General features: G+C 46.3%; 15 protein-coding genes. 9 read left to right on the top strand and 6 right to left on the bottom strand.

Features of this window, described 5'->3' with window-relative positions; all coding sequences use genetic code 11:
• Positions 1-43 precede the first annotated feature (43 nt).
• From MHI15_RS13595 to MHI15_RS13560, 8 genes are all read left to right on the top strand, one after another.
• Entirely contained in the window at positions 44-2,932 is a 2,889-nt protein-coding gene (locus MHI15_RS13595; protein WP_341164489.1) for an S-layer homology domain-containing protein, read from the top strand.
• Between the two features lie 172 nt (positions 2,933-3,104).
• The gene (locus MHI15_RS13590; RefSeq protein ID WP_076124288.1) at positions 3,105-4,061 is read left to right on the top strand and encodes a quinone oxidoreductase family protein; all 957 of its coding nucleotides are present in this window, start codon (positions 3,105-3,107) and stop codon (positions 4,059-4,061) included.
• Position 4,062: 1 nt separating this feature from the next.
• Positions 4,063-4,497 (top strand): MarR family winged helix-turn-helix transcriptional regulator, encoded by a 435-nt coding sequence (locus tag MHI15_RS13585; protein WP_036682401.1) that lies wholly within the window; start codon positions 4,063-4,065, stop codon positions 4,495-4,497.
• Between the two features lie 251 nt (positions 4,498-4,748).
• Positions 4,749-5,282, top strand: coding sequence for a YceI family protein (locus MHI15_RS13580; RefSeq protein WP_076181754.1), 534 nt, complete (start codon positions 4,749-4,751; stop codon positions 5,280-5,282).
• A 265-nt stretch (positions 5,283-5,547) separates the two neighbouring features.
• On the top strand, positions 5,548-6,483 hold the full coding sequence (locus MHI15_RS13575; protein WP_341088116.1) for a LytTR family transcriptional regulator DNA-binding domain-containing protein: 936 nt from the start codon (positions 5,548-5,550) through the stop codon (positions 6,481-6,483).
• 104 nt (positions 6,484-6,587) lie between these two features.
• A complete protein-coding gene (locus MHI15_RS13570) occupies positions 6,588-7,433 on the top strand; it encodes an ABC transporter ATP-binding protein (protein ID WP_076303510.1) in 846 nt (281 codons plus the stop codon).
• Entirely contained in the window at positions 7,430-8,140 is a 711-nt protein-coding gene (locus MHI15_RS13565) for an ABC transporter permease (RefSeq protein ID WP_076218792.1), read from the top strand. The genes MHI15_RS13570 and MHI15_RS13565 overlap by 4 nt, the downstream gene beginning before the upstream one ends.
• A gap of 203 nt (positions 8,141-8,343) precedes the next feature.
• Positions 8,344-8,724: a FlxA-like family protein gene (locus MHI15_RS13560; protein WP_038573907.1), complete on the top strand. Its 381-nt coding sequence runs from the start codon at positions 8,344-8,346 to the stop codon at positions 8,722-8,724.
• Between the two features lie 183 nt (positions 8,725-8,907).
• Here the strand turns inward: MHI15_RS13560 and MHI15_RS13555 are convergent, their stop codons facing one another.
• The 6 genes from MHI15_RS13555 to MHI15_RS13530 form a co-directional block, all read right to left on the bottom strand.
• Complete coding sequence (locus tag MHI15_RS13555) at positions 8,908-11,529, bottom strand: family 16 glycosylhydrolase (RefSeq protein ID WP_076310512.1); 2,622 nt, start codon at positions 11,527-11,529, stop codon at positions 8,908-8,910.
• A gap of 136 nt (positions 11,530-11,665) precedes the next feature.
• Positions 11,666-13,237: a response regulator transcription factor gene (locus tag MHI15_RS13550; protein ID WP_076310513.1), complete on the bottom strand. Its 1,572-nt coding sequence runs from the start codon at positions 13,235-13,237 to the stop codon at positions 11,666-11,668.
• Between the two features lie 3 nt (positions 13,238-13,240).
• Positions 13,241-15,079 (bottom strand): sensor histidine kinase, encoded by a 1,839-nt coding sequence (locus MHI15_RS13545; RefSeq protein WP_341164488.1) that lies wholly within the window; start codon positions 15,077-15,079, stop codon positions 13,241-13,243.
• A 148-nt stretch (positions 15,080-15,227) separates the two neighbouring features.
• Complete coding sequence (locus MHI15_RS13540) at positions 15,228-16,892, bottom strand: extracellular solute-binding protein (protein ID WP_076305860.1); 1,665 nt, start codon at positions 16,890-16,892, stop codon at positions 15,228-15,230.
• Positions 16,893-16,956: 64 nt separating this feature from the next.
• Complete coding sequence (locus tag MHI15_RS13535) at positions 16,957-17,841, bottom strand: carbohydrate ABC transporter permease (protein WP_038573901.1); 885 nt, start codon at positions 17,839-17,841, stop codon at positions 16,957-16,959.
• Positions 17,842-17,859: 18 nt separating this feature from the next.
• On the bottom strand, positions 17,860-18,780 hold the full coding sequence (locus MHI15_RS13530) for an ABC transporter permease (RefSeq protein WP_076310515.1): 921 nt from the start codon (positions 18,778-18,780) through the stop codon (positions 17,860-17,862).
• A gap of 148 nt (positions 18,781-18,928) precedes the next feature.
• Here MHI15_RS13530 and MHI15_RS13525 point away from each other — a divergent pair, with 148 nt between their 5' ends.
• Positions 18,929-19,672 (top strand): glycoside hydrolase family 16 protein, encoded by a 744-nt coding sequence (locus MHI15_RS13525; protein WP_341164487.1) that lies wholly within the window; start codon positions 18,929-18,931, stop codon positions 19,670-19,672.
• Positions 19,673-19,738 lie beyond the last annotated feature (66 nt).

Here is a 19,738-nt window from a genome sequence, read left to right as displayed (position 1 = left end):
ACAGACTCATTGATATTTTTAGAGTAAGAAGGGGGAAGAAATAATGTTATTCCAAGCAGCACGCCGTAAACTCAGTCTGATGATTGTGTTTGCCCTATTATTAAGCACTCTTACGCCACATATGGTGTTTGGTGAGGCCGCGCAGTTCAAAGACATCACAGGCTCTTATGCGCAAAAGGAGATTCAATCATTAACTGAAGCAGGAATAATCTCAGGTTATGAAGATAACTCTTTTAAACCGAAAAAGGCTATGTCACGTGCCGAACTGGCGAAAATCATAGTCCTGTCGTTGGGGCTAGAAGCAAATGCTGATCAAGCCGCACCGTTTAAAGACGTTGCCGCGAACAGTTGGTATCGCGGTTATGTAGGTGCATTGGTAAAGGCAGGCATTACGGAGGGGACATCGGCCACCACCTTCAGTCCTAATGCAAATGTCACCCGTGAGGAGCTGGTCGTGTTTTTCATCCGAGCTTTCGAATTGGATGAAACAGCGAAGAAGCTTCCGGTTGATAGCAAGCTGTCGGATATCTCAGAGGTGTCCGAATGGGCAAAAGCGCAAGTATCCCTTGCCTTCAAAAATGGTTTCATCAACGGGGTCCAAGGCAGTGACGGCACTCTGAAATTCAAACCGAAAGAGCATGCGGAGCGCCAGGCTCTGGCTCGTCTGGCTTATGAGTTCAAAACCAATAAATCAGTATATGTCGAGAAATCCAAACAGCTTCTTGCTGAAGAGCTTAATAAGGGCAAGAGTCCTGAGGCAACACCGACTGCCACCCCGGCAACAACTGACCGCGGGACATCTGTGACAGCACCGGCGCCGGGAGCCTCAGGTCCGGGAACGCCAGCATCGGCAACCCCAGCACCGGCAACCCCAGCACCAGTGACACCAACACCAACATCGGCACCGACACCGACACCGACACCGGCAACCCCGGCACCGGCAAATGCTCTCCAGGTTGTGGTGAAGGGGGAGAGTTCAGATGCCATTTATGTGGAAGAGCCAACAGAAGTTATATTCCGCTCATCGATTAATGCGCCAGGAACGGTAATCGCTAGTGTCTATCAAGTAGATGACAGCGGCAAAGTCATTTCGCAAATCATTTCGTTGTACGATGACGGTTTGGAAGCCCATGGAGACAGTCTTGAGGCAGACGGACTGTACAGTGGCAAAGCAGTATTGACTGAAAGTACGGAGGGTTACATAAATCTGCAGGCGTTTGTGGGAGATGTGCCGAGCAGCACAGTTTTTAAATTATCTGTAATGAAGCATCTTACGGATGAACAGCTTGCACAAACGGAAATCATTGAAAATAATACACAGAGTAAGCTTGATCAACTGGCTACTTCATATGGTAATTTGCAAAAAGCAAAGGAAGAAACTGTGGCTTGGCTCCAAACCCAAGCAGAAGTAGAGCATGCTGGGATTTCGGGTGAAGGAGGAAGCATCTGGTATTTGCTGGACAACGGGATTCTAGGGGGGATATCCGCAGCTCCTGAGAATACAAAAGGGTTAAGCAGCACCGTAGAAGAGGCTGCGTCCAGTACTGCATTGGCGGCTGAGGCGCTAACGCAAAATGTGGAACAAACCGTGGCCACCATAGGAAGCCAGCGAGTTGCTGTGATTTCTCCGTTCTCCGGCACACTTCCATCTTCGACTGTTTATGACGCTGTATATCACAGCTTTGACCAGTCGAGTTACCCTTTCCTTGTAGAAAGAGTAAAGGACACCGCAGCGGGCGTTAATTTCTTTAAAGGGCTGAATCAGTATGGCGTCGTGGTCTTGGATACCCACGGAGATACTTACTATGATGAAAAAGTGCTTCAAAAGCTCCATAATAAGTACGGCATTGATTTCAAATACGCTGGACCGCAAGTTATGTTCCTGACAGGAGAAAAGGCAACGACAGAGAGCAAAAAGACCTATGAGTTGGACTTGAAAAAGGGACGACTGGCTATTATATCCGGTTATTATGCTATTACACCGTCTTTTATTACACGGTACAACGATATGCTACCTGATACCATCGTATATAATGGCAGCTGCCGCAGCGCGTACAACGATTCCATGGCAGATGCCTTCATCAACAATGGTGCTGGCACTTATTATGGATATACCGATTATGTAAAGCTTGCATATGATCAAGCTATTGCTAAATCCGTATTTACCGCTTTAAACGATGACAACATGACAACCGAAAAAGCCTTTCAAGCAGCAGTGGCTGCCCATGGAGCAAACGATGGGTTGGCAGCATTCTTCATGAAAGGAAGCAGCATTGGCACTAAGACCGAAGGGGTCATCAACGGAACCTTTGAAAACGGAACTTGGACCGGCTGGAATGGAAACGGCGATGTTCGGGTGATCTCCAAGCTGGGACCGCTTAAACCGACAGAGGGGAACTACATGGCTATTATCAGCACTGGCCTTGGGTATGAAAACAATGATCAAGGAGGATATGACTACAATTCAGACAGTTATATCGAGCAAAGTTTCATTGTTCCGGCGGGTGCAACAACCCTATCGTTCGATTACAATTTCATTTCTGAGGAGCCTAAGGAATTCGTTGGAAGCAAATTCAATGACACCTTCAGAGCAACGGTAACTTCCAGTGTATACATTAATACGGCTTCCCTCATTACTTCTCACATAAATGGCGGCAATACAGTGACGTCCAGTGTCTATGGTAATGATTCTGTTATTATCGGGGCTGAATCGATTAATGAATCCACGGCCTATTGGATTGAAGAGAACAAAGTAGCGATTGATTTCTACGGCGGGGATCATACAACATACATGACGAATTGGAAGTATGTACAATTTGATGTAAGCCAATTTGCCGGCAAGGGCTCCATTGTCCTTCGGTTCCATGTTTGGGATCAAGGAGATAGTATCTACGATACGGCGGTACTAATCGATAATGTAATATTAAAGTAATCAAAAAATGGCTGGATCAGGGGAACCTGACCAGCCGTTTCTTTTGGAAATAAGCTAATGGGCTTGCGTTCGGATATGGATTCCAAATAAAGTGTGCATATTGCACATAATTTGTGTTATGCTTTATTATGTGCAATATGCACATAATATGGGGTGGAAGAAGGGTGTAAATATGAAGGCAGCAATCGTAAAGGATAAGGGGACGATTCCCGTAATGGGTCATTTTGATTCCCCCGTTGGGACAGAGGGGCTAGTTATAATTAACGTTACGGCCACAGCCTTGAGTCGAGTTAGCAAGTTCCGTTCAATGGGTATGCACTATTCTTCTGAAGATAACTTTCCAATTGTAGCCGGTATCGACGGTGTAGGAACTTTGAAAGATGGGTCTCGTGTTTACTTTGCGCTGCCTACTGCACCATATGGTAGTTTGGCTGAGCAAACAATCGTCAACGAAAAGCTGACTGTCCGTTTACCAGATGGTATTGATGATCTCACTGCTGCCGCTATCGCCAACCCTGCTATGTCGTCATGGGCTGCATTGGTATTTCGAGCTGGTTTTAAATCCGGTCAAACTGTATTGATTAATGGCGCTACTGGTGCATCCGGTAGTTTAGCAGTTCAGATTGCTAAGGGTCTGGGGGCCAAGAAGGTCATTGTAACAGGACGCAACGAATCAAAGTTGCAAGCACTTGAAGCTGATGAGGCCATTGCATTTGATATGACAGCCGACAACGGTCAAAAAATGTTTGAAAACGCCCTAATGCCAGTTATTGCTGAAGGTGTTGATGTTATATTGGATTATCTTTGGGGCGACAGCGCACTCGCCATCATGTCAGCTCTTGCTAAGGCGAAAACGGATCGTTCAACCCGTTTTGTAAGCATTGGAACTTCATCTGGCCAAGAAAGCATTCATTTACCTTCATCTCTTTTACGCTCATCAACAATCGAACTCGTAGGTAGCGGAGATAAGAGTGTTTCCAAAGCTGATATGCTATCCGCTGTTAGAGGTGTCTTTGAAATGGCCGCCGAGGGGAAGATAAAAATTACCACAAAAGAGTTCGCTCTAGAAGATATTGAAGAGGCCTGGAATGCCCCGCTAATGCCTCGTCCTGTTGTAAGGGTGAAATAAAATGGAAAACGATATTTTTAAAGCGCTGATCGATTTAGTTTCCATTATCAATAGGCCAGACCGCGATAAGAAGATGATTGCTAATGCTGGCGTAAATTTGGAGGCAGCAACCTTTCGTGTCTTTGTGGGCATCGTGCATCTCCAACCGACTAGTGTTGGTGATTTGGCCGCCATGATGGGAAAAAACTATTCGAGTGTTAGCCGGCAAATCGATAAGTTAGAAAACGCGGGGTTGGTTCATACGTATCCATCAAGTGCAGATTCCCGCATTCGTGTGTCTGAATTGACGAAAAGCGGGGAGGAAATCAATGCAATGATTAGCCTCACCCGTGAACGAATTTTGCATGAAGCTTTGGATGACTGGACTCTGGAGGAAAAAAACAGCTTATTGAATAACTTAAGGCGTTTATTTGAATCGCTGCAAAGATTCGACTAGTTGCAGATTATGACTGTTCACACACAGTTCGATGTTTATTGCCATGGTGGATATTCGGGTAAAAGGAATTACGGATTCAATGGGGAACCATTCTGAAATCGGATTTACGAGGAAGCCGCAAAAATGCTAAAACGCTACTGACACAACGTTGTCAGTAGTGTTTTTGTATATTAGGTGTATAGCGAGTAGCGCATTGTTTTGGAGATAGGGTGACCTTGCTCATAATCTTATTATAGAGGTGGAATTTATTCATGAGTAATATCAAATGGGAAGTGGATCCGGACCACAGCTCCGTCGAGTTTTCGGTGACGCATTTAATGATTAATAAAATCAAAGGAGTATTTGAGCGTTTCCAGGCGATTTTAAGTTTTGATCCCAACGAGTTAACGACCATGGGTATTCAGGCTTCCGTAGACGCAAATAGTATCACAACTCGCCAAGCGCAACGAGATGAACATTTGAGGGGCGACGATTTCCTTCATGCTGCCAAGTATCCAACCATTGCATTTCAAAGCACCAACTGTGTCTTTGCTGGTGAGCGGCAATATGAACTTACAGGCAATCTAACTCTGCATGGAGTAACCCAATCTGTTACTTTTCATACTGTTTTTGAAGGACTAAACAAGGACCCCCGCGGACGGGAACGTGTAGGATTTCATTCAACAGCCAGTATTGATCGTAATGAATTTGGATTGAAATTCAACTCGCCTCTGGAAACGGGTGGAATTATAGTCGGAAATGAAGTGAGGATCGAGCTTTGTATTGAGGCAATTAAAATAAATTAGTGACCCTAAAGACTATCCTTTTATCGGGATGGTCTTTATTCAAAACTTGCTGTTACAGAAATTGCGCTGAACCGTATTACTAATTAATTTACTCTTGCACCGAGCGGAGAAGCTGCTTGGGCTTTTTTTATGTGCAGAAATGACTAGAAGATGCCTTGACTTATATTTGCATTAAATATTACCTAAATCGTATTTATCGAGCAGGAAATAACAGGAACTAAATTGAAAAAGTATACCCTATAGCAGCACTGACCGGGAGGATGGCATGCAATTTCAACCAATTTATTATAATGGGGAATTATTTCTACCGAAGATCGAATTAAATATGACACCGAATCAATCGGTTGGCATCATAACGGACTTGAAGCGAAAGCAGCTTTTAATGAATCAATTAGGTGATCATTCCCAATATTATTTATTTCGGGCTGGGCAAAACGAGTATATGCGTTTATCGGTGGAGGAACTAATCACTTTTCTAATCAGAATAACGGAGAGGAATGAGCGTGCCGCTTCGTTGATAGATTATTTTGCTTTAAAGGAAGAACGGAAGGTAAAGATCAAGGATCTAAGCTCATCGAAAAGAATGTATGTGACATTGCTGCGTGTATTTTTTGCGCATCAGCCTACACTTGTACTGGAGGAACCCTATTTTTACTTGGAAGAGCAAGATTGTCGTCAACTCAAACGGCTTCTTGATGATCTTTCACAAGAAAAGCAGATTTTAATTTTAACTTCGAATTTAGAGGATGCCCTTATTTCCTGTGATGCCATTTATCGGTTGAACGAATCGGGATTTCATCCATTGGATATTCGGGACTTCGACGAGGATAAGCAGGAAGTACAGAAACAAGACGAGGCCAATATAACCTTGCAGAAGATCTCTACCAAAAGAAATGACAAAGTGATTTTATTTAATCCGCCTGAAATTGATTTTATAGAAAGTGTAGAGGGGTCAATCCTTGTTCATGTGGGCGGTGAAAATTATGACTGTGCGCTGACGCTGACCGAGCTCGAGCAGAGATTATTAAATTTCGGTTTTTTTAGGTGTCACCGATCCTATATTGTTAATCTGCAAAAAGTAAGAGAGATTATTACATGGACGAAAAATAGCTACAGCTTGCGATTAAATACAGGTCAAGATGCCGTGGTTCCGTTATCCCGTTCAAAATTGTCTGAATTAAAAGCACTTCTTAACATTTAAAGGGTACCATTCAGGCGCTTACAGCTACATTTCGGCGCGTTTTGATGGCAGGAAGCATGTAATCTGTATATGTTTAAGCCATCAACACTAAGGATGTGGAGTTAATGAATGTTATTCGGGTAGAACGTATCCGTAAGAGATTTGGAGAAAAGGATGCGTTAGCAGATGTTTCTTTTTCAATTCCTAAGGGTGAAATTTTTGGTTTCCTTGGACCGAGTGGCTCAGGCAAAACAACATTAATCAAGATTTTAACGGCACAATTAAATCCGACAAGTGGACAGGCAAGTGTATTTGATCAGTCAGCGGAGATGATGCAGCAGTCTGCTCAGAAGATGCGTTTTGGCATTTTGACGGATAACAGTGGTCTATATGAGAGGTTAAGTATTGAGGAAAATCTGGAGCTGTATCGTAAGCTATATGATCTTCCCAAATCTGCGGTCGACAAGGTGCTGCAGTTTGTAAACTTAAGCGGAGAGCGCAAAAAGAAAGCCAACCTCTTATCCAAAGGGATGCGTCAGCGTGTCATGCTGGCATGCGCGATTATCCATGAGCCGGAATTATTATTTCTGGATGAACCAACTTCGGCTTTGGATCCGGTAAACACAGCACATATTTATAAAGGCTTACGCTACTTAAATGAGAAAGGAACAACGATTTTTCTGACTACGCATGATATGTCTGAAGCAGAATTGATATGCAACCGTGTAGCGATTCTGTATCAGGGACAAATCCAAACCATAGGCTCACCAAAGGAACTTAAGCGGCAGCACCGGGAGAACGTAATTTGTGTGGACTTAATCAATGGGGAAACCTACGAGCTCCCGATCGATGAGGGGACGGCTGATCAAATCGCGGATTGGATGAAGCGGGGGCTAATTGACCGGTTAGAGACGAAAGAACCAAGTCTAGGTGATATCTTTATTAAAATGACAGGAAGTGAGCTACTATGAGTATCTCATACAAACGTGCCCGGGCGATATTTGTGAAGGATTACAAAGAGTTTTCACGTAACTACGCGCTGTCCATTATGCTGATTTTTCCTATTATTATCGCTCTGATTTTCAAGAGGGCAGGTGCGTCTTTACCTGGAGCCAGCGGTTTTCTTTTTAATAGTTCGTTTGTATTGCTAACATGTTTCGCACAAGCCTGCTTGATTGCGGAAGAGAAGGAGCGTAACACTTTACGGTCATTAATGATGACACCGGCTACGACCATGGATGTACTAATCGGTAAAAGCAGTTTGGTCTTTGTCATGTCCACTGTTGTTCTCGCTATTTCTACATTATTATTTGGCTATGAGCCAGCTAATATATGGGCGTTTGTGGCAGTAATCATTCTTTCGATTATTCTGTACACTGCAGCCGGGACGATCTGCGGCTTATTCTCCAAGACGTTGCTTGAAGCCTCATTATCTATACTCCCTGTGGCGTTCATATTTATGGGGGCACCGTGGGGAGAAGTACTAGCGAAGGATTATCCGGTCTTCAAAGTGCTGGATTACATGCCAAGCAGTCAGCTTGTGCATCTGCTGGGTCTAAGCAATACAGGTTATACGACGGGCGATGTATTGAAACCACTCCTCATTAATTTGGTATGGACGGTTGTGCTAACAGTAGTGTCTGTCATTTTGTATCAGCGGCGGTTGAAGGACGAGTAAGGGAGCTCTGAAGGGACTTTAGCCAGCCTTCGGTGGGTCTTTGGTAGGGTTGAAACAAGCGCCCGACTGAGACTATACGACGATTATTTTCCAATTGAGGCTGTGATGTTGTCATGACGGGGCCTGCCGGGTAATAAAGATGATTAGAACTTTCAAATTTGGCTGATTTTGGATTGGGAGCCAAGGAAACGGGGGGAAAGATCATGGCGGCACAGACAGTATCAGGCATCAGCTCCGTACAGACCATTGCGGCCTACGGCGGTACACAGAGTGATGTCAGTTCTCTGGAGAAACAGCGAAACCGGCTGATGATGGAACTGGATAAAGTGAATGCGGCACAAGGAAGTGAGATGCAGACGCCTTATCGCCGGGAGCAGCTGCAGCGGCAAATCCGGCTGCTGGAGTCCCAACTGGTACAGAAAAGCGGGAGCAGCACCTCCGTAAATTTTGTGCCTGCTTCTCCGCTTCAGGATCACCTCCCCCTTTGGGGAAATGAAGGAAAGGGAGGCCTCAAGGGCATCGGCCTGACTGATCCCCGGACGGCGACGGTGGACGCGGAGGGTCATTTCGACGCGTTAATTTAGGCAAGCGAGCGAAGGTGCGGAAAGCGTCAGGTGATGAACTGACGGCCCATAATCATGAGGCTAGCTGAGCTTCCACCGAGGAGACCAGCAACACGGTAGAAACAACAAAATAGGCGAGAGGGAAGCTTCAACACTTCCTCCTCGCCTATTTGTGTTCATGCAGTTGCTTAGGGTTCAACTACTTTATTCTGGTGTTCCTTGGGTTACCCCATGGATATACGAGAGCGTTGGGGAATCGACGGCCCCTTGTCCCGGATTATAGGTGAAGGAGTACTCGATGGTATCCCCGTGTTGCAGGTGATTTACAGGGTAGGTGTAGTTACCGTTCCCTGCCGGGGTCATGGCTACGTTTAGCTGCCCACCATTATTTAGCTTATAGTGTAAGTCGGCAAAGGTTGCGCCGTTCACATAGAACAGCAGGTCGTCGCCTATTTTCTTCAGACCCCGCACCTCATCGCCGACGATGATAACACCGGATGATGATGCCGGTACAACAGTGATGGTGGAGAGGGCTGTTTTATTGCCGTCGGCTGTTGTAGCCGTTACGGTTGTTGTGCCTGGAGTGAGTCCCGTCACGAGACCGTTCGGATTCACGGAAGCGACGCTGGTACCTGATACGGTCCAAGTGACCTGCTTATTGGTTGCATTAGTCGGGGCAATATTGGCGTTCAACTGCACAGTCTGTCCGACCTCCACCTGCGCAGTAGTTTGATTCAGAGAAATACCGGTAACCGGTACGTTTACCGGATTCTCGCTGTTGCCTTCTTTATAGACACGAACATAATCCACTTGCATTGCTGCAGGAATATCGGACGGATCTGGGGTTTGGCCGCTGTCGAAGTGCCCGCCGATCGCCAGATTCATAATGATGTAGAAGGGTTGATCGAATGGGGCATTCGGATTGTTAGGTGCAGCTACGGAATACCATTGATCTCTACTGACTTTAAAGAAGAACTTGCCGTCCACATACCATTTCATATTATCTTCTTCCCAGATCATGGAGTACACATGATAATCATTGGCGAAGGTCTGGCCTTCAGGGAAGTGATATTCACCAGCAATATATCTGTTTACAGGCCATTGTCCGCCAAAGTGTATGGCCCCGCTGGTCGTGCCGGGCAAGCGTCCTTTGGCTTCCATAATATCAATTTCTCCGGATGCGGCCCACGCTCCATAAGCGGCATCTTCCGGAAGCATCCAAAGTGCTGGCCAAACGCCGTTACCTGTAGGCAGCTTAGCACGAATATCTACTCTGCCGTACTGGAAGGACAAGTGATCTTTGGTGTTAATCTTGCCGGATGAGTACTGGGCATACCGGCTTGGGTCCTGTGGAAAGGATTTTGAATCGTTCAAAGCTCTGATATTCAGCTTTCCGTCCTGTACAAATACATTTTGTGTACTGTCTGTATAGTGCTGCAGTTCCGCGTTGCCCCAGCCCCAGCTATTCGGATCGTCAGTAATATAATAACCTTGTTCGTAGCTCCATTTGCTCGTATCGAGTGCTGTTCCGTTAAATTCATCCTGCCAAATGAGATTCATGTCCTCTATCGCCGGGTCGTTTGGTGTTCCGATGGCAATGTCATCATGATCGGATACATCCGGACGTGGGGCATCTGGATTACCGATAAAGGTATAGTTGACGTAATTATTGCCGACACTTCCGCCCGCCTGTCCATTTAATGGATAGCCAATACGGATTTGCACATCCTCTTGGACAGGCTGGAACCAAAGCCCATAGATGTAGTCAGCCCAATAGCCCCACTGGTTGGCATCGGACATGTTGTTATAGCCATTGCCGGCGTATACAAATCCGCTCTGGCTGGAATCACTCATAGCAACCCATTGTCCGTTGATGTTAATTTGGTATACGTAATTTCCTAGCTCAGACCCTATTGGAGCGCCCCCATCAATCTTAGGTAGCGGTACACCTATTACACCTTTTGCATCTGCGGTAAAGGTCGTTCCCTCATAAGGAGTTAAGACATATGAATTTCTTACCGGTTTATTAAAGGTGAGGGTATAAACGACGTTAGCCGTTGAGGTTTTCGATTCTAACTTGACGTTGATAGACTCTGTTACGGTGAACCAGTAGCCGCCGCCGCCTTCGGTGAATTGTCCGAAGTTGTTATCGTAGATCCAGCCGCTGGCTGCATTATTGTCAATATCAATCCATGTATTGCTGCTTACAGGTTTTACATATACCTTCAGATCTTCAGCTACGGCTTCATAGGTAACGGCCGGATCATTGTTGAAGGTAGGATAAGTAAAGCCTGCACTTCCTGTAAATCCTGCTGTAATCTGCGGCCCTTGTGTAGGGGCCATAGCAGTAATGGTTGTTTTGTTTATGTTTTGAAATACCAGGGTGTACTCAAGTGTAACTCCATTAGCCTTGGAGAATAGCTGAATCTCCGTTGTTGTGGAGAGAGTGAACCAATAGCCATTCAAGCCACCGTCGCTCCAGTGTCCCCAATTTTGGTTGTAGGTATAGCCGCCTGCATTGTCAATATCCACCCAGTTTCCAGCAACTTTTACTTTTACACCGACGTCATCGGAAACATCATTCCAGGTGGCAGAGCCCCCATTAAATGTAGGCATGACGAAACCATAGCTAGCTTGTCCAACCCCTGATTTTGAGATGACAGGACCGTCTGCTGCTGAAAAGTAAGACATAGAGGTAACTGTGGTTCCTGCTGCCTGCACCTTTGAAGTCGGCAATAGGCCAACCCCGGCTAACAGTACTACTGCTAAGAACAAACTAAATACCTTCTGCTTAAAAGCACTCTCCGTATTGTAAAGTCGTTTCATACTTGCCCTCCTTTAATAAAATAATGAAGAAACGAAACCGCTTACATTTAGGGACATCTCTATTCTATCGAATATAATAATCAGCTAAAAGGTACAATTATTTTTGTTCTAACCCAATTTTTTGGCTTTTGATTATTTATAGCGCTGTGTCACGGTACTTTTCCCCGCTGTCGTGCTTCCGGCGCATCATTTGCCGATATTCTGTGGGCTGCATATCCATGACATCCCGAAAGGATCGTGTAAAACTTTTGTAGCTTTCATACCCTACCATGGTGGCTACCTCTACAATTTTATGATCGGTTTCGGCCAGTAGCCGCCGGGCTTTATCCAGGCGCACATCGCGCAAGTATTCTGCAAAGCCTTTGCCGATATTTTTTTTGAACAGGTTAGAAAAATAGGCATAATTAAGCGACACGTGATTCGATACCATCGCGAGATCCAGGGGTTTATGATAGCTTTCGTGTATAAAGCGTATGGCTTCATTTAAATCTTGCGAGTTGCGATAGCTGCACTTATATTCATAATAAAATTGGTTCAGCCGAAGCAGCTGTTGTTGCAGCGCCTGAATATAATCGCGAATACCCGGATAATCGAATAGATTTCGTAAACATTCGATGTCCAGCGCTTCTTCCCCCATGTACGGGCGGATCACACGTACAGATTCCTCCAGCATCTGTACAATGGCACGGCATAGCTGCTGTGTGTATTGGATGTGATAGCGTTGCAATGTATCTTTGTGAAATATCATAGAAATGCCTTGGGTGATTGTACCGCTGTTTTTGGTGCCGATTAACTGAAACAGGGCATATAACTCTTCATAGGGAAGCTCCCACTGCTGCTCCAGTCGCTCAATATGTGTTGGCAAGATGCAGCTCTTCTCTGGAAACAGGTAACTGTGGCGATAGAGCTCCAACACTTGTGTATAGCTGCGGGGCAACTCCTTCAATCCTTGCTGCGGGCTGGTCATAGCAGTAATGGCATCTATTTGTCCTGCTTTGAGGGCGGCCGGGAAGGCTCCCGTATCTACGGCCGCATCAACCGCGAGAATCAGGTACGGGCGGTGTTGCAGGCATATACACCCTCGTCTGCCATACACACGGTAGGCAAGGGATTCCATGCTGTGGCTACTGTCGGCCCCCGGTTGGTTAATCCATAATTCCTCCCGCAGCAGACACAGGCGGTAATTACTCCACAACTCTGGATTCTGTTGCTGGGTCTGGATAACCCACGCCTCATCAATCATTGCACCCTGCATGAACATACTCAGTTCCTTGCGGTCTGTCTCCCGGGCGCGGCGCGAGATATGCTCCATATTACGCGAGAGCGTCTGCCGTGTTTTTATCTCATTCGCTACATGTTCTACTGCGGTTTGCAGATCTTCACGTTTCACAGGTTTGAGCAGGTAGCCCTTTGCTCCAAGTTCGATGGCCTTTTGAGCATAGGCAAAATCACTATAGCCGCTAATAATCAGATAATCTACCTCGATGTGCTTCTGTTTACTCTGCGCCATCAGCGTCAGTCCATCCATATCGGGCATCCTGATATCAGTAATCACCAGTTGGATGTTGTGCTGACTCAATATATCCAAGGCCTCAATTCCGTTTACGGCACAGTAAATATTGTCCAGCTGGAGCGCAAATTGGCGCAGCATAGCCTGCAGCCCATCACGAATGTGCTTTTGATCGTCCACAATTAGAATATTGATCATGCCCTACCATCCTCCAAGATTCACATTTTCCCAAGGCAAACGTATGGTTACACAAGTATAGGCGCCCTGCACACTGTCAATCCAAAGACCGCAGTCCTTACCATAATGAAGCTGTATGCGCTTATGCACGTTCTCCAAGCCCAGTCCGTTTTTGCTGGTAACAATCGGTGAATCTGAGTCGCCCCGCAGCACAGCCTGCAGACTGGACAGCATTTCCGGGTCAATACCTGCGCCATCATCTCGTATCTCAATTAGCAGAAGGCTGTCATTTTCTACCGATACGGTAATTTGGATACTTACGCTGCCGCCCGAGGGCGCTGCATGATGAATGGCATTTTCGACGATGGGCTGCATGCACATTTTAGGGATTGTATAACGCAGTACCTCCTGCGGGAGATCCGCCGTCAACTCAATGCTGCCACCCTCCATAAAGTTTATGAATCGGACATAGCTGTGTATGTTGGCAAGTTCTTCGGTAAGCGCAACCGTATCGCTGCGCCATTGCATACTGTATCGCAGTTGTGAGCCTAAAGACACCAACGCTTCGGCGATAGCCGGCTGTCGCTGAACCTCCGCGAGCATACGGATGGATTCCAGCGCGTTATATAAAAAGTGTGAATTGATCTGCGAATGCAGCGAGTGCAGTTGTGCATTTTTGGCGATCAGCTGTTTATCTACCACTTGGGTCATCAGATGTTTGATTTCGTCCAACATATTATTGTAGCTGACGGCCACCTCGTCGATTTCGTCACCGGTTTCGTTTTTATCCAGGCCGGTATCAATTTTCGCATCCAGTTGGCCTTGCCGCACCTTGCGCATAGAAACCAGCACCCTGTCGAGCCGGCGGAAAATGCGCCGAGTGGTATGTGAAACGAGCAGTAACATCAGCAGCAATATACACAATGTGATCGCTACTACGAGCAAATACCAGCTTCGTGGGCCTTTCATCAGCGCTTGATGAGAGGCAATATCCACTACATAGGCGTTCAGTGGGGCGATGTAGCGATACAACGCGTAGTAAGTATGGTCGCCTACCTTTACCTTAATGGGGCTACTCTGCTGCAGCACATCCAACCGCTGGTGAATGCTGCCTAGAATTTTATCCAATTCTTCACCGGCATTTTGAGAAAAAATATGCTCAGGATTGTATACCGATCGGGAAGAGTCGGCTCCATCCATCACTACAGAAAAGAAATCCCCCCCGCTATCCTCAAGCAAGTCACTGAAAAAGACGCTATGCTGGGCGCGGATTTCCATAATGGTAGGGAGTTTCTGCTGTTGCCCCTGAAGACGTACCAACCGGTAATAGGATAGCGTATGCTCTCCATCTTTAAAAGCAAATAAGCGGTATGCCGCACCGCCTTCCTCCCGAAGTGTCACCCAGTAGTCCTTCGGCCAGAACTTGTCATAATGGTAGATTTCAGGCCAAATCTCAAATAGGTTTGGATTATCGACATAGAAACTGAGCTCGCTGATCATCTCGTAGCTTTGAATGATATTATGCATTTGCTCAAATTGATTTTGTCTAAATTTTACGAGACGCAGGCCATCCCCGCGCATATTGGAGTGAATAAAATCTACAAATGCCTTTTGATTCAGCGCAGTAGAGGAAGCGTTCTCAAGAATGCCCATTTTGCTGCGCAGCTGTTCGTTAATTCTTGAGACATGGCTGCTGCCGGTAGCCATAGCGTCCTTGTATAGCTGACTTTCCTGTGTGCGGATAAATAAAAAGGATACCACAATCGCAGGGATGGCAATCATCATGCTAAAGGCCAAAAACAATTTTTGGGAGATGCGGGAATTACGGTACAGCTTCTTCATTTTAGTCAGCAGATACTTCATTTAAGCAGCCTCCTACCCTTGTAATATACCATATATTACAAACTGCCCGGTAGGTAACTAGGCTGTTTTGTTAAATGGTTAAAAGAAGCGAAAAAGGGAATACCGGCCACCCTTTCGGTGGCCGGCAGCAATCTTAATACGGGCATTATTACTCTGCCATTTTGGATTTTCGCACATCCAGTTCAGCCTGGCGGTATTCCATCACCTTGCCAAAGCTGTAATTCTCGCGGCGGTCAAGGAAATTGTCGAAGATTTTATCAAATTCAGCCTCATTCTTGGCCGTAATTAGCTCAGGGAGTACTTCCTCCCAATTTTGCGAAATACGGGACCAGGCTACCGACACATCAGAATCGCCCTGTGGATCTAAGCCCTTATAGATACCGCTATCAATATCGGCCTGCATATTGGCGAAGTCTTCCATTTGCTTAATGACAGGAGATTTCTCCGGTCTCCACTGGTTGACGATTACAGGGTTTCGCATCATCCAATAGGTATCCATGATGCCGTATTCTTTCTCCAGCTTCTCAATATCAGTGTCGAGTAATTTTACCATTTCAGGCTTCAGCTGCGGCTTGCCATCTACCATCTCCCATGTTTCGCCTTCCTTGCCAAGGAATAAATCTCGCTGGCCTTCTTCGCTGGCCAGATAGGTCAAAAAGCGGATGGCTCGTTCAGGGTTTTCGGTTGATTTGCTAATCATCGTCACCATCCAGCCGTCCATGTTGCCAGGGAATAACTTAGGGTTATCGCCCTTGCTGTTCTTTGGCCCATCGACTGCGATGTAGTAAGAGTCCGGGTTGCCGCTAGCAGCCAGCATAGGATTGACAGCCGACATACCGGTCCACTCACGGACCATCATGAAATAGCGGGCGTTGTTTGTTTTTTCCTCTACCTGAGTATCGGAATCCACCAGGAAATCCACATTAATCAACCCGCGCTCGTAAGCCGTACGGAAGGTTTTTAGCCAGGCAATATAATCGGGATCGGTAATGCGGTCGTATACTTTTCCGTCTTTCTCATGCGGTACGGCCAGTAGGTTCTGCAGATATTCGGTCATCCCGTAAGGGACGTTCCCTTGTGCAAAAAAGGGACTGATGGGCTGGCCTTTATATTGGGAGTACTTATCCTTTACCAGTTGCAGTGCGTTCAGAAAGCCCTCTGGAGTGCTAAGGTCCGGGCTGCCCATCTCCTCATACAAATCTTTTCGCACCAGGAAAGTCTGGTTGGCGGCCGTCATGCCAGTTTCATGCATCAGGTTGGGGCTATATGAATCATTCGGAACGCCATAGGTATTGCCATTTTCTTGACGATACCACTTCAGTGTACCGTCCCCCGCCACCTTGAAGAAGTAAGGGTCATACTTGTCAGCTAATTCATTTAAGGCGTAGACATGATCGCCTTCCCACAGCTTTTTGACAGCGGTTTCCCACGAACCCATTGATATCAAGTCTGGCAGCTTGCCCGAGGTCATCATTAGGGTAATATGCTCATTCGCTTCACCAGAAGGTACCTCAAGCTTGATGTTTACGCCTGTTTTTTCCGTTACGTACTTGGAGGTCAAGCTGTCTCCCCAAGTGTGGGCATACCAGTTAGCACCTACGAACCAGGTCAAATCAACAGGGCTGGTATCCAGCTTCCATGCCGGATCATCGGGATTGAGCTTTGCTTCACTCTGCGGCGGCTGTGTACTATCTGTAGGCTGTGGTGTTGGCTTATTTTCACTATTCGCTGAATTGGAACACGCGGCTATGCCTAGCATCAGGCTTGCGGCCAGAACGAGGGTCAACCCCGGCTTAATCAGATTGCGTTTCATGACATTATCATCCTTTCTTTGCTGCTTCTGAATTTTGTATACCAGTTTCTAGACACTCACACTCTTATCCCTTAATGGCGCCAATCATCACGCCTTTGACCAGATAGCGTTGAATGAAAGGATAGACTATCAGAATAGGCAGTGTGGCCACCATCATGGATGCAAATTTAATAGAGTTGCCGGGAAGTCTTGCGCCGAATTGCGCCATAGCTTGCTGCTGCATGAAGGACATAGAGTTCTCCGCAATGATTTTGTACAGCATGGTCTGCAGTGGCAGTAATTCCTGCGAACGGATGTAGATGACCCCCTGGTAATAATCATTCCAATGATAAACGGCTGAAAAAAGCGATATAGTCGCAATGACAGCCATGCTATTGGGCAATACGATTCTGAACAGGACACCATAGTCTGAAGCACCGTCTACTTTCGCAGATTCCTCCAGGCTGTCAGGTATGGTGCGGAAGAAGCTCATGAAAATGACCATATTAAAAAAAGTGTACATGGAGGGAATGATGAATATCCAAAAATTATCATATAATCCCAGCTTCGTCATCAGAATAAATGTAGGGATCAGCCCGCCTGAGAACAGCATCGTAACCAATGCGATTTTAAGATACAGCTTGCGTCCGATTAGATTAGACTTGCTCATTCCGTAAGCAATAATGGCGGTAAACAACACATGCGTTGCTGTCCCGATCACTGTGCGCAGAGTGGTAATGTAAAAACCGTTCATCATTGTCTTATCATTGAACACAACGCTATAGCTGGCCAGCGATAATTCTTTGGGAAACCAGTTGACGGTGCCCAGGGATGCCTGCTGCGGCGCGTTAAGCGAGTTAATGAATACAAACCACATCGGGTACAGTGTTAAAAAGCAAACCGCCAGCATCAGCAGGGTGTTGCAGACCTCAAATACTCCAATTTGCCGAAATCTTTTGCGTCTTTCCATACCTCTGTCCTCTCCTTTCTAAAAAATGCTGTCGCCGGTTAGTTTTTTGGATGTGTGATTGGCCAAAAACAACAAACCTAGCGCCACAATAGAGCGGGCGAACAGGACGGCTGTTGAGAAGGAATGGCGCCCGGAGACCAACCCCATGTTGTAGATATACAAGTCTAGGCTTTCCGCCATCCTCATGTTCATATTGTTCTTCAACATAAAGATCTGCTCAAAGTTACTGCCGAGTATCCCGCTGACAGCGAGGATGAACAAAATAGCGATGGTGGGGCGTATGCTCTGAATGGTGATATGCCACATCCGTTGCCGCCGGTTTGCGCCATCCAGCTCAGCCGCTTCGTACAGCCCCGGATCAATGCCGGATATTGCCGCTATGTAGATAATGGCGCTCCAGCCGGTTTCTTTTAACGTATCGGTGAAAAAGGTGATCCACCAAAAGTACTTAGGGTCGCTGTTAAACAGGATTTCGCGTTCCTGGAGCCCGATCGCCATCATCAACTGATTGATCACACCGCCCTCGCCCAGCCAATTGAGCGCAATGCCGCCAAAAATCGTCCAGGCAATAAAGTGCGGCAGGTACGAAATGGTTTGTACCGTTCGCTTAAAACGAAGACTCCGTATTTCATTCAGCAGTAAGGCAAACAAGATGGGAATGGGAAAACCCAAGACCAGCTTGATGCTGCTCATCCCCAGAGTATTGCGAATCGAACGCCAAAAACGCTCATCCGTCAAAAAATCCTGAAAATGCTTCAGCCCGACAAACGGTGATTCTAGTAAGGGTTTGGCGATGCTGTAGTCCATAAATGCAATAATGAGCCAAAACATAGGGATATAACAAAAGATAAACATCCAGATGATTCCCGGGATAACCATGCTTTGCAATTGCCACTGCTTAAAAAGCGCTTTCATTTGTTCCGCTCTGTATTGGAACATTTTCCGTGCCCCCTTTCTATTTCATCGTATGAAAAAGCGTATAGGAAAAAAAGCCCATGATTATCGACCCTATCCCATTTTTTTAGATTTGTTTGACCAGCCGCAAAAATTAAGTATGCTGTGATTAAATGAAGGGAGTGTGCAAAGGATGAATAAACCTGTATGGGAACAGAATTTCTTAGATAGAAATGCCGATTTAAAGCTATGGAATATCCGCCTTGGCAACGACTTGTTAGATAATGAGGGTAATCCCATAGACCCAGGTTGGGGCAACGGAGAGCAGCAGTATTACACGGATCATTCCAGCAATCTGTATATCGATGAATTTGGCTTAAATCTGTGCGCACGCAGTGAATCCATTGGAAAGGATGGGCGCAATTTTGCATATACCTCGGCTCGTTTGGATACAAAGGACCATTTTTCCTTTTGCTATGGGAAGTTAGTTGTGCGTGCAAAGCTGCCGGTGGGGCAAGGGGTTTGGCCTGCCATCTGGTTGCTTCCGCAGGAACAGGCTTCCGGACCTTGGCCAGCTTCCGGCGAGATTGATATCATGGAAGCCAAAGGCCGCTTGCCTCAGCAAATATCCGGAACACTGCACTACGGAAAGGATTGGGAACATCAAATCGTCGAGGAGTTCTCGCACCATTTTGAAAGCGGAACCATTAATGAATTCCATGATTATGCACTGGAATGGACCGCCAGTTCGATTCGATGGCTGGTAGACGGACATTGCTTTGCCGAGCGCTGCTTGGAGCCAGGGGTTATGCCCTTTAACGAGTCATTTTATGTGGTGCTGAACCTTGCAGTGGGCGGCTGGTATGACAATGTAGCGGTTGACGAGGCTGCACTGCCAGCGGTGATGACGGTTTCAGGGATATGGCTGTACCCATAATTAAGAATCTTTGTGAGGCTCTATTATCGATTTTCAATACCTACATCCCATCTGGTAGAATAGGGA

Source organism: Paenibacillus sp. FSL H7-0918, assembly GCF_038007025.1.
GTDB lineage: Bacteria > Bacillota > Bacilli > Paenibacillales > Paenibacillaceae > Paenibacillus_AQ > Paenibacillus_AQ odorifer.
This window is presented reverse-complemented; position numbering and strand designations above follow the sequence as displayed.

Excerpts from the sequence above, each read along its gene's own strand:
- MHI15_RS13580 (WP_076181754.1), top strand. The coding sequence starts at position 4,749 with ATGAGTAATATCAAATGGGAAGTGGATCCGGACCACAGCTCCGTCGAG.
- MHI15_RS13590 (WP_076124288.1), top strand. The coding sequence starts at position 3,105 with ATGAAGGCAGCAATCGTAAAGGATAAGGGGACGATTCCCGTAATGGGT.
- MHI15_RS13565 (WP_076218792.1), top strand. The coding sequence starts at position 7,430 with ATGAGTATCTCATACAAACGTGCCCGGGCGATATTTGTGAAGGATTAC.
- MHI15_RS13550 (WP_076310513.1), bottom strand. The coding sequence starts at position 13,237 with ATGATCAATATTCTAATTGTGGACGATCAAAAGCACATTCGTGATGGG.
- MHI15_RS13560 (WP_038573907.1), top strand. The coding sequence starts at position 8,344 with ATGGCGGCACAGACAGTATCAGGCATCAGCTCCGTACAGACCATTGCG.
- MHI15_RS13585 (WP_036682401.1), top strand. The coding sequence starts at position 4,063 with ATGGAAAACGATATTTTTAAAGCGCTGATCGATTTAGTTTCCATTATC.
- MHI15_RS13570 (WP_076303510.1), top strand. The coding sequence starts at position 6,588 with ATGAATGTTATTCGGGTAGAACGTATCCGTAAGAGATTTGGAGAAAAG.
- MHI15_RS13555 (WP_076310512.1), bottom strand. The coding sequence starts at position 11,529 with ATGAAACGACTTTACAATACGGAGAGTGCTTTTAAGCAGAAGGTATTT.
- MHI15_RS13575 (WP_341088116.1), top strand. The coding sequence starts at position 5,548 with ATGCAATTTCAACCAATTTATTATAATGGGGAATTATTTCTACCGAAG.
- MHI15_RS13535 (WP_038573901.1), bottom strand. The coding sequence starts at position 17,841 with ATGGAAAGACGCAAAAGATTTCGGCAAATTGGAGTATTTGAGGTCTGC.
- MHI15_RS13595 (WP_341164489.1), top strand. The coding sequence starts at position 44 with ATGTTATTCCAAGCAGCACGCCGTAAACTCAGTCTGATGATTGTGTTT.
- MHI15_RS13525 (WP_341164487.1), top strand. The coding sequence starts at position 18,929 with ATGAATAAACCTGTATGGGAACAGAATTTCTTAGATAGAAATGCCGAT.
- MHI15_RS13545 (WP_341164488.1), bottom strand. The coding sequence starts at position 15,079 with ATGAAGTATCTGCTGACTAAAATGAAGAAGCTGTACCGTAATTCCCGC.
- MHI15_RS13530 (WP_076310515.1), bottom strand. The coding sequence starts at position 18,780 with ATGTTCCAATACAGAGCGGAACAAATGAAAGCGCTTTTTAAGCAGTGG.
- MHI15_RS13540 (WP_076305860.1), bottom strand. The coding sequence starts at position 16,892 with ATGAAACGCAATCTGATTAAGCCGGGGTTGACCCTCGTTCTGGCCGCA.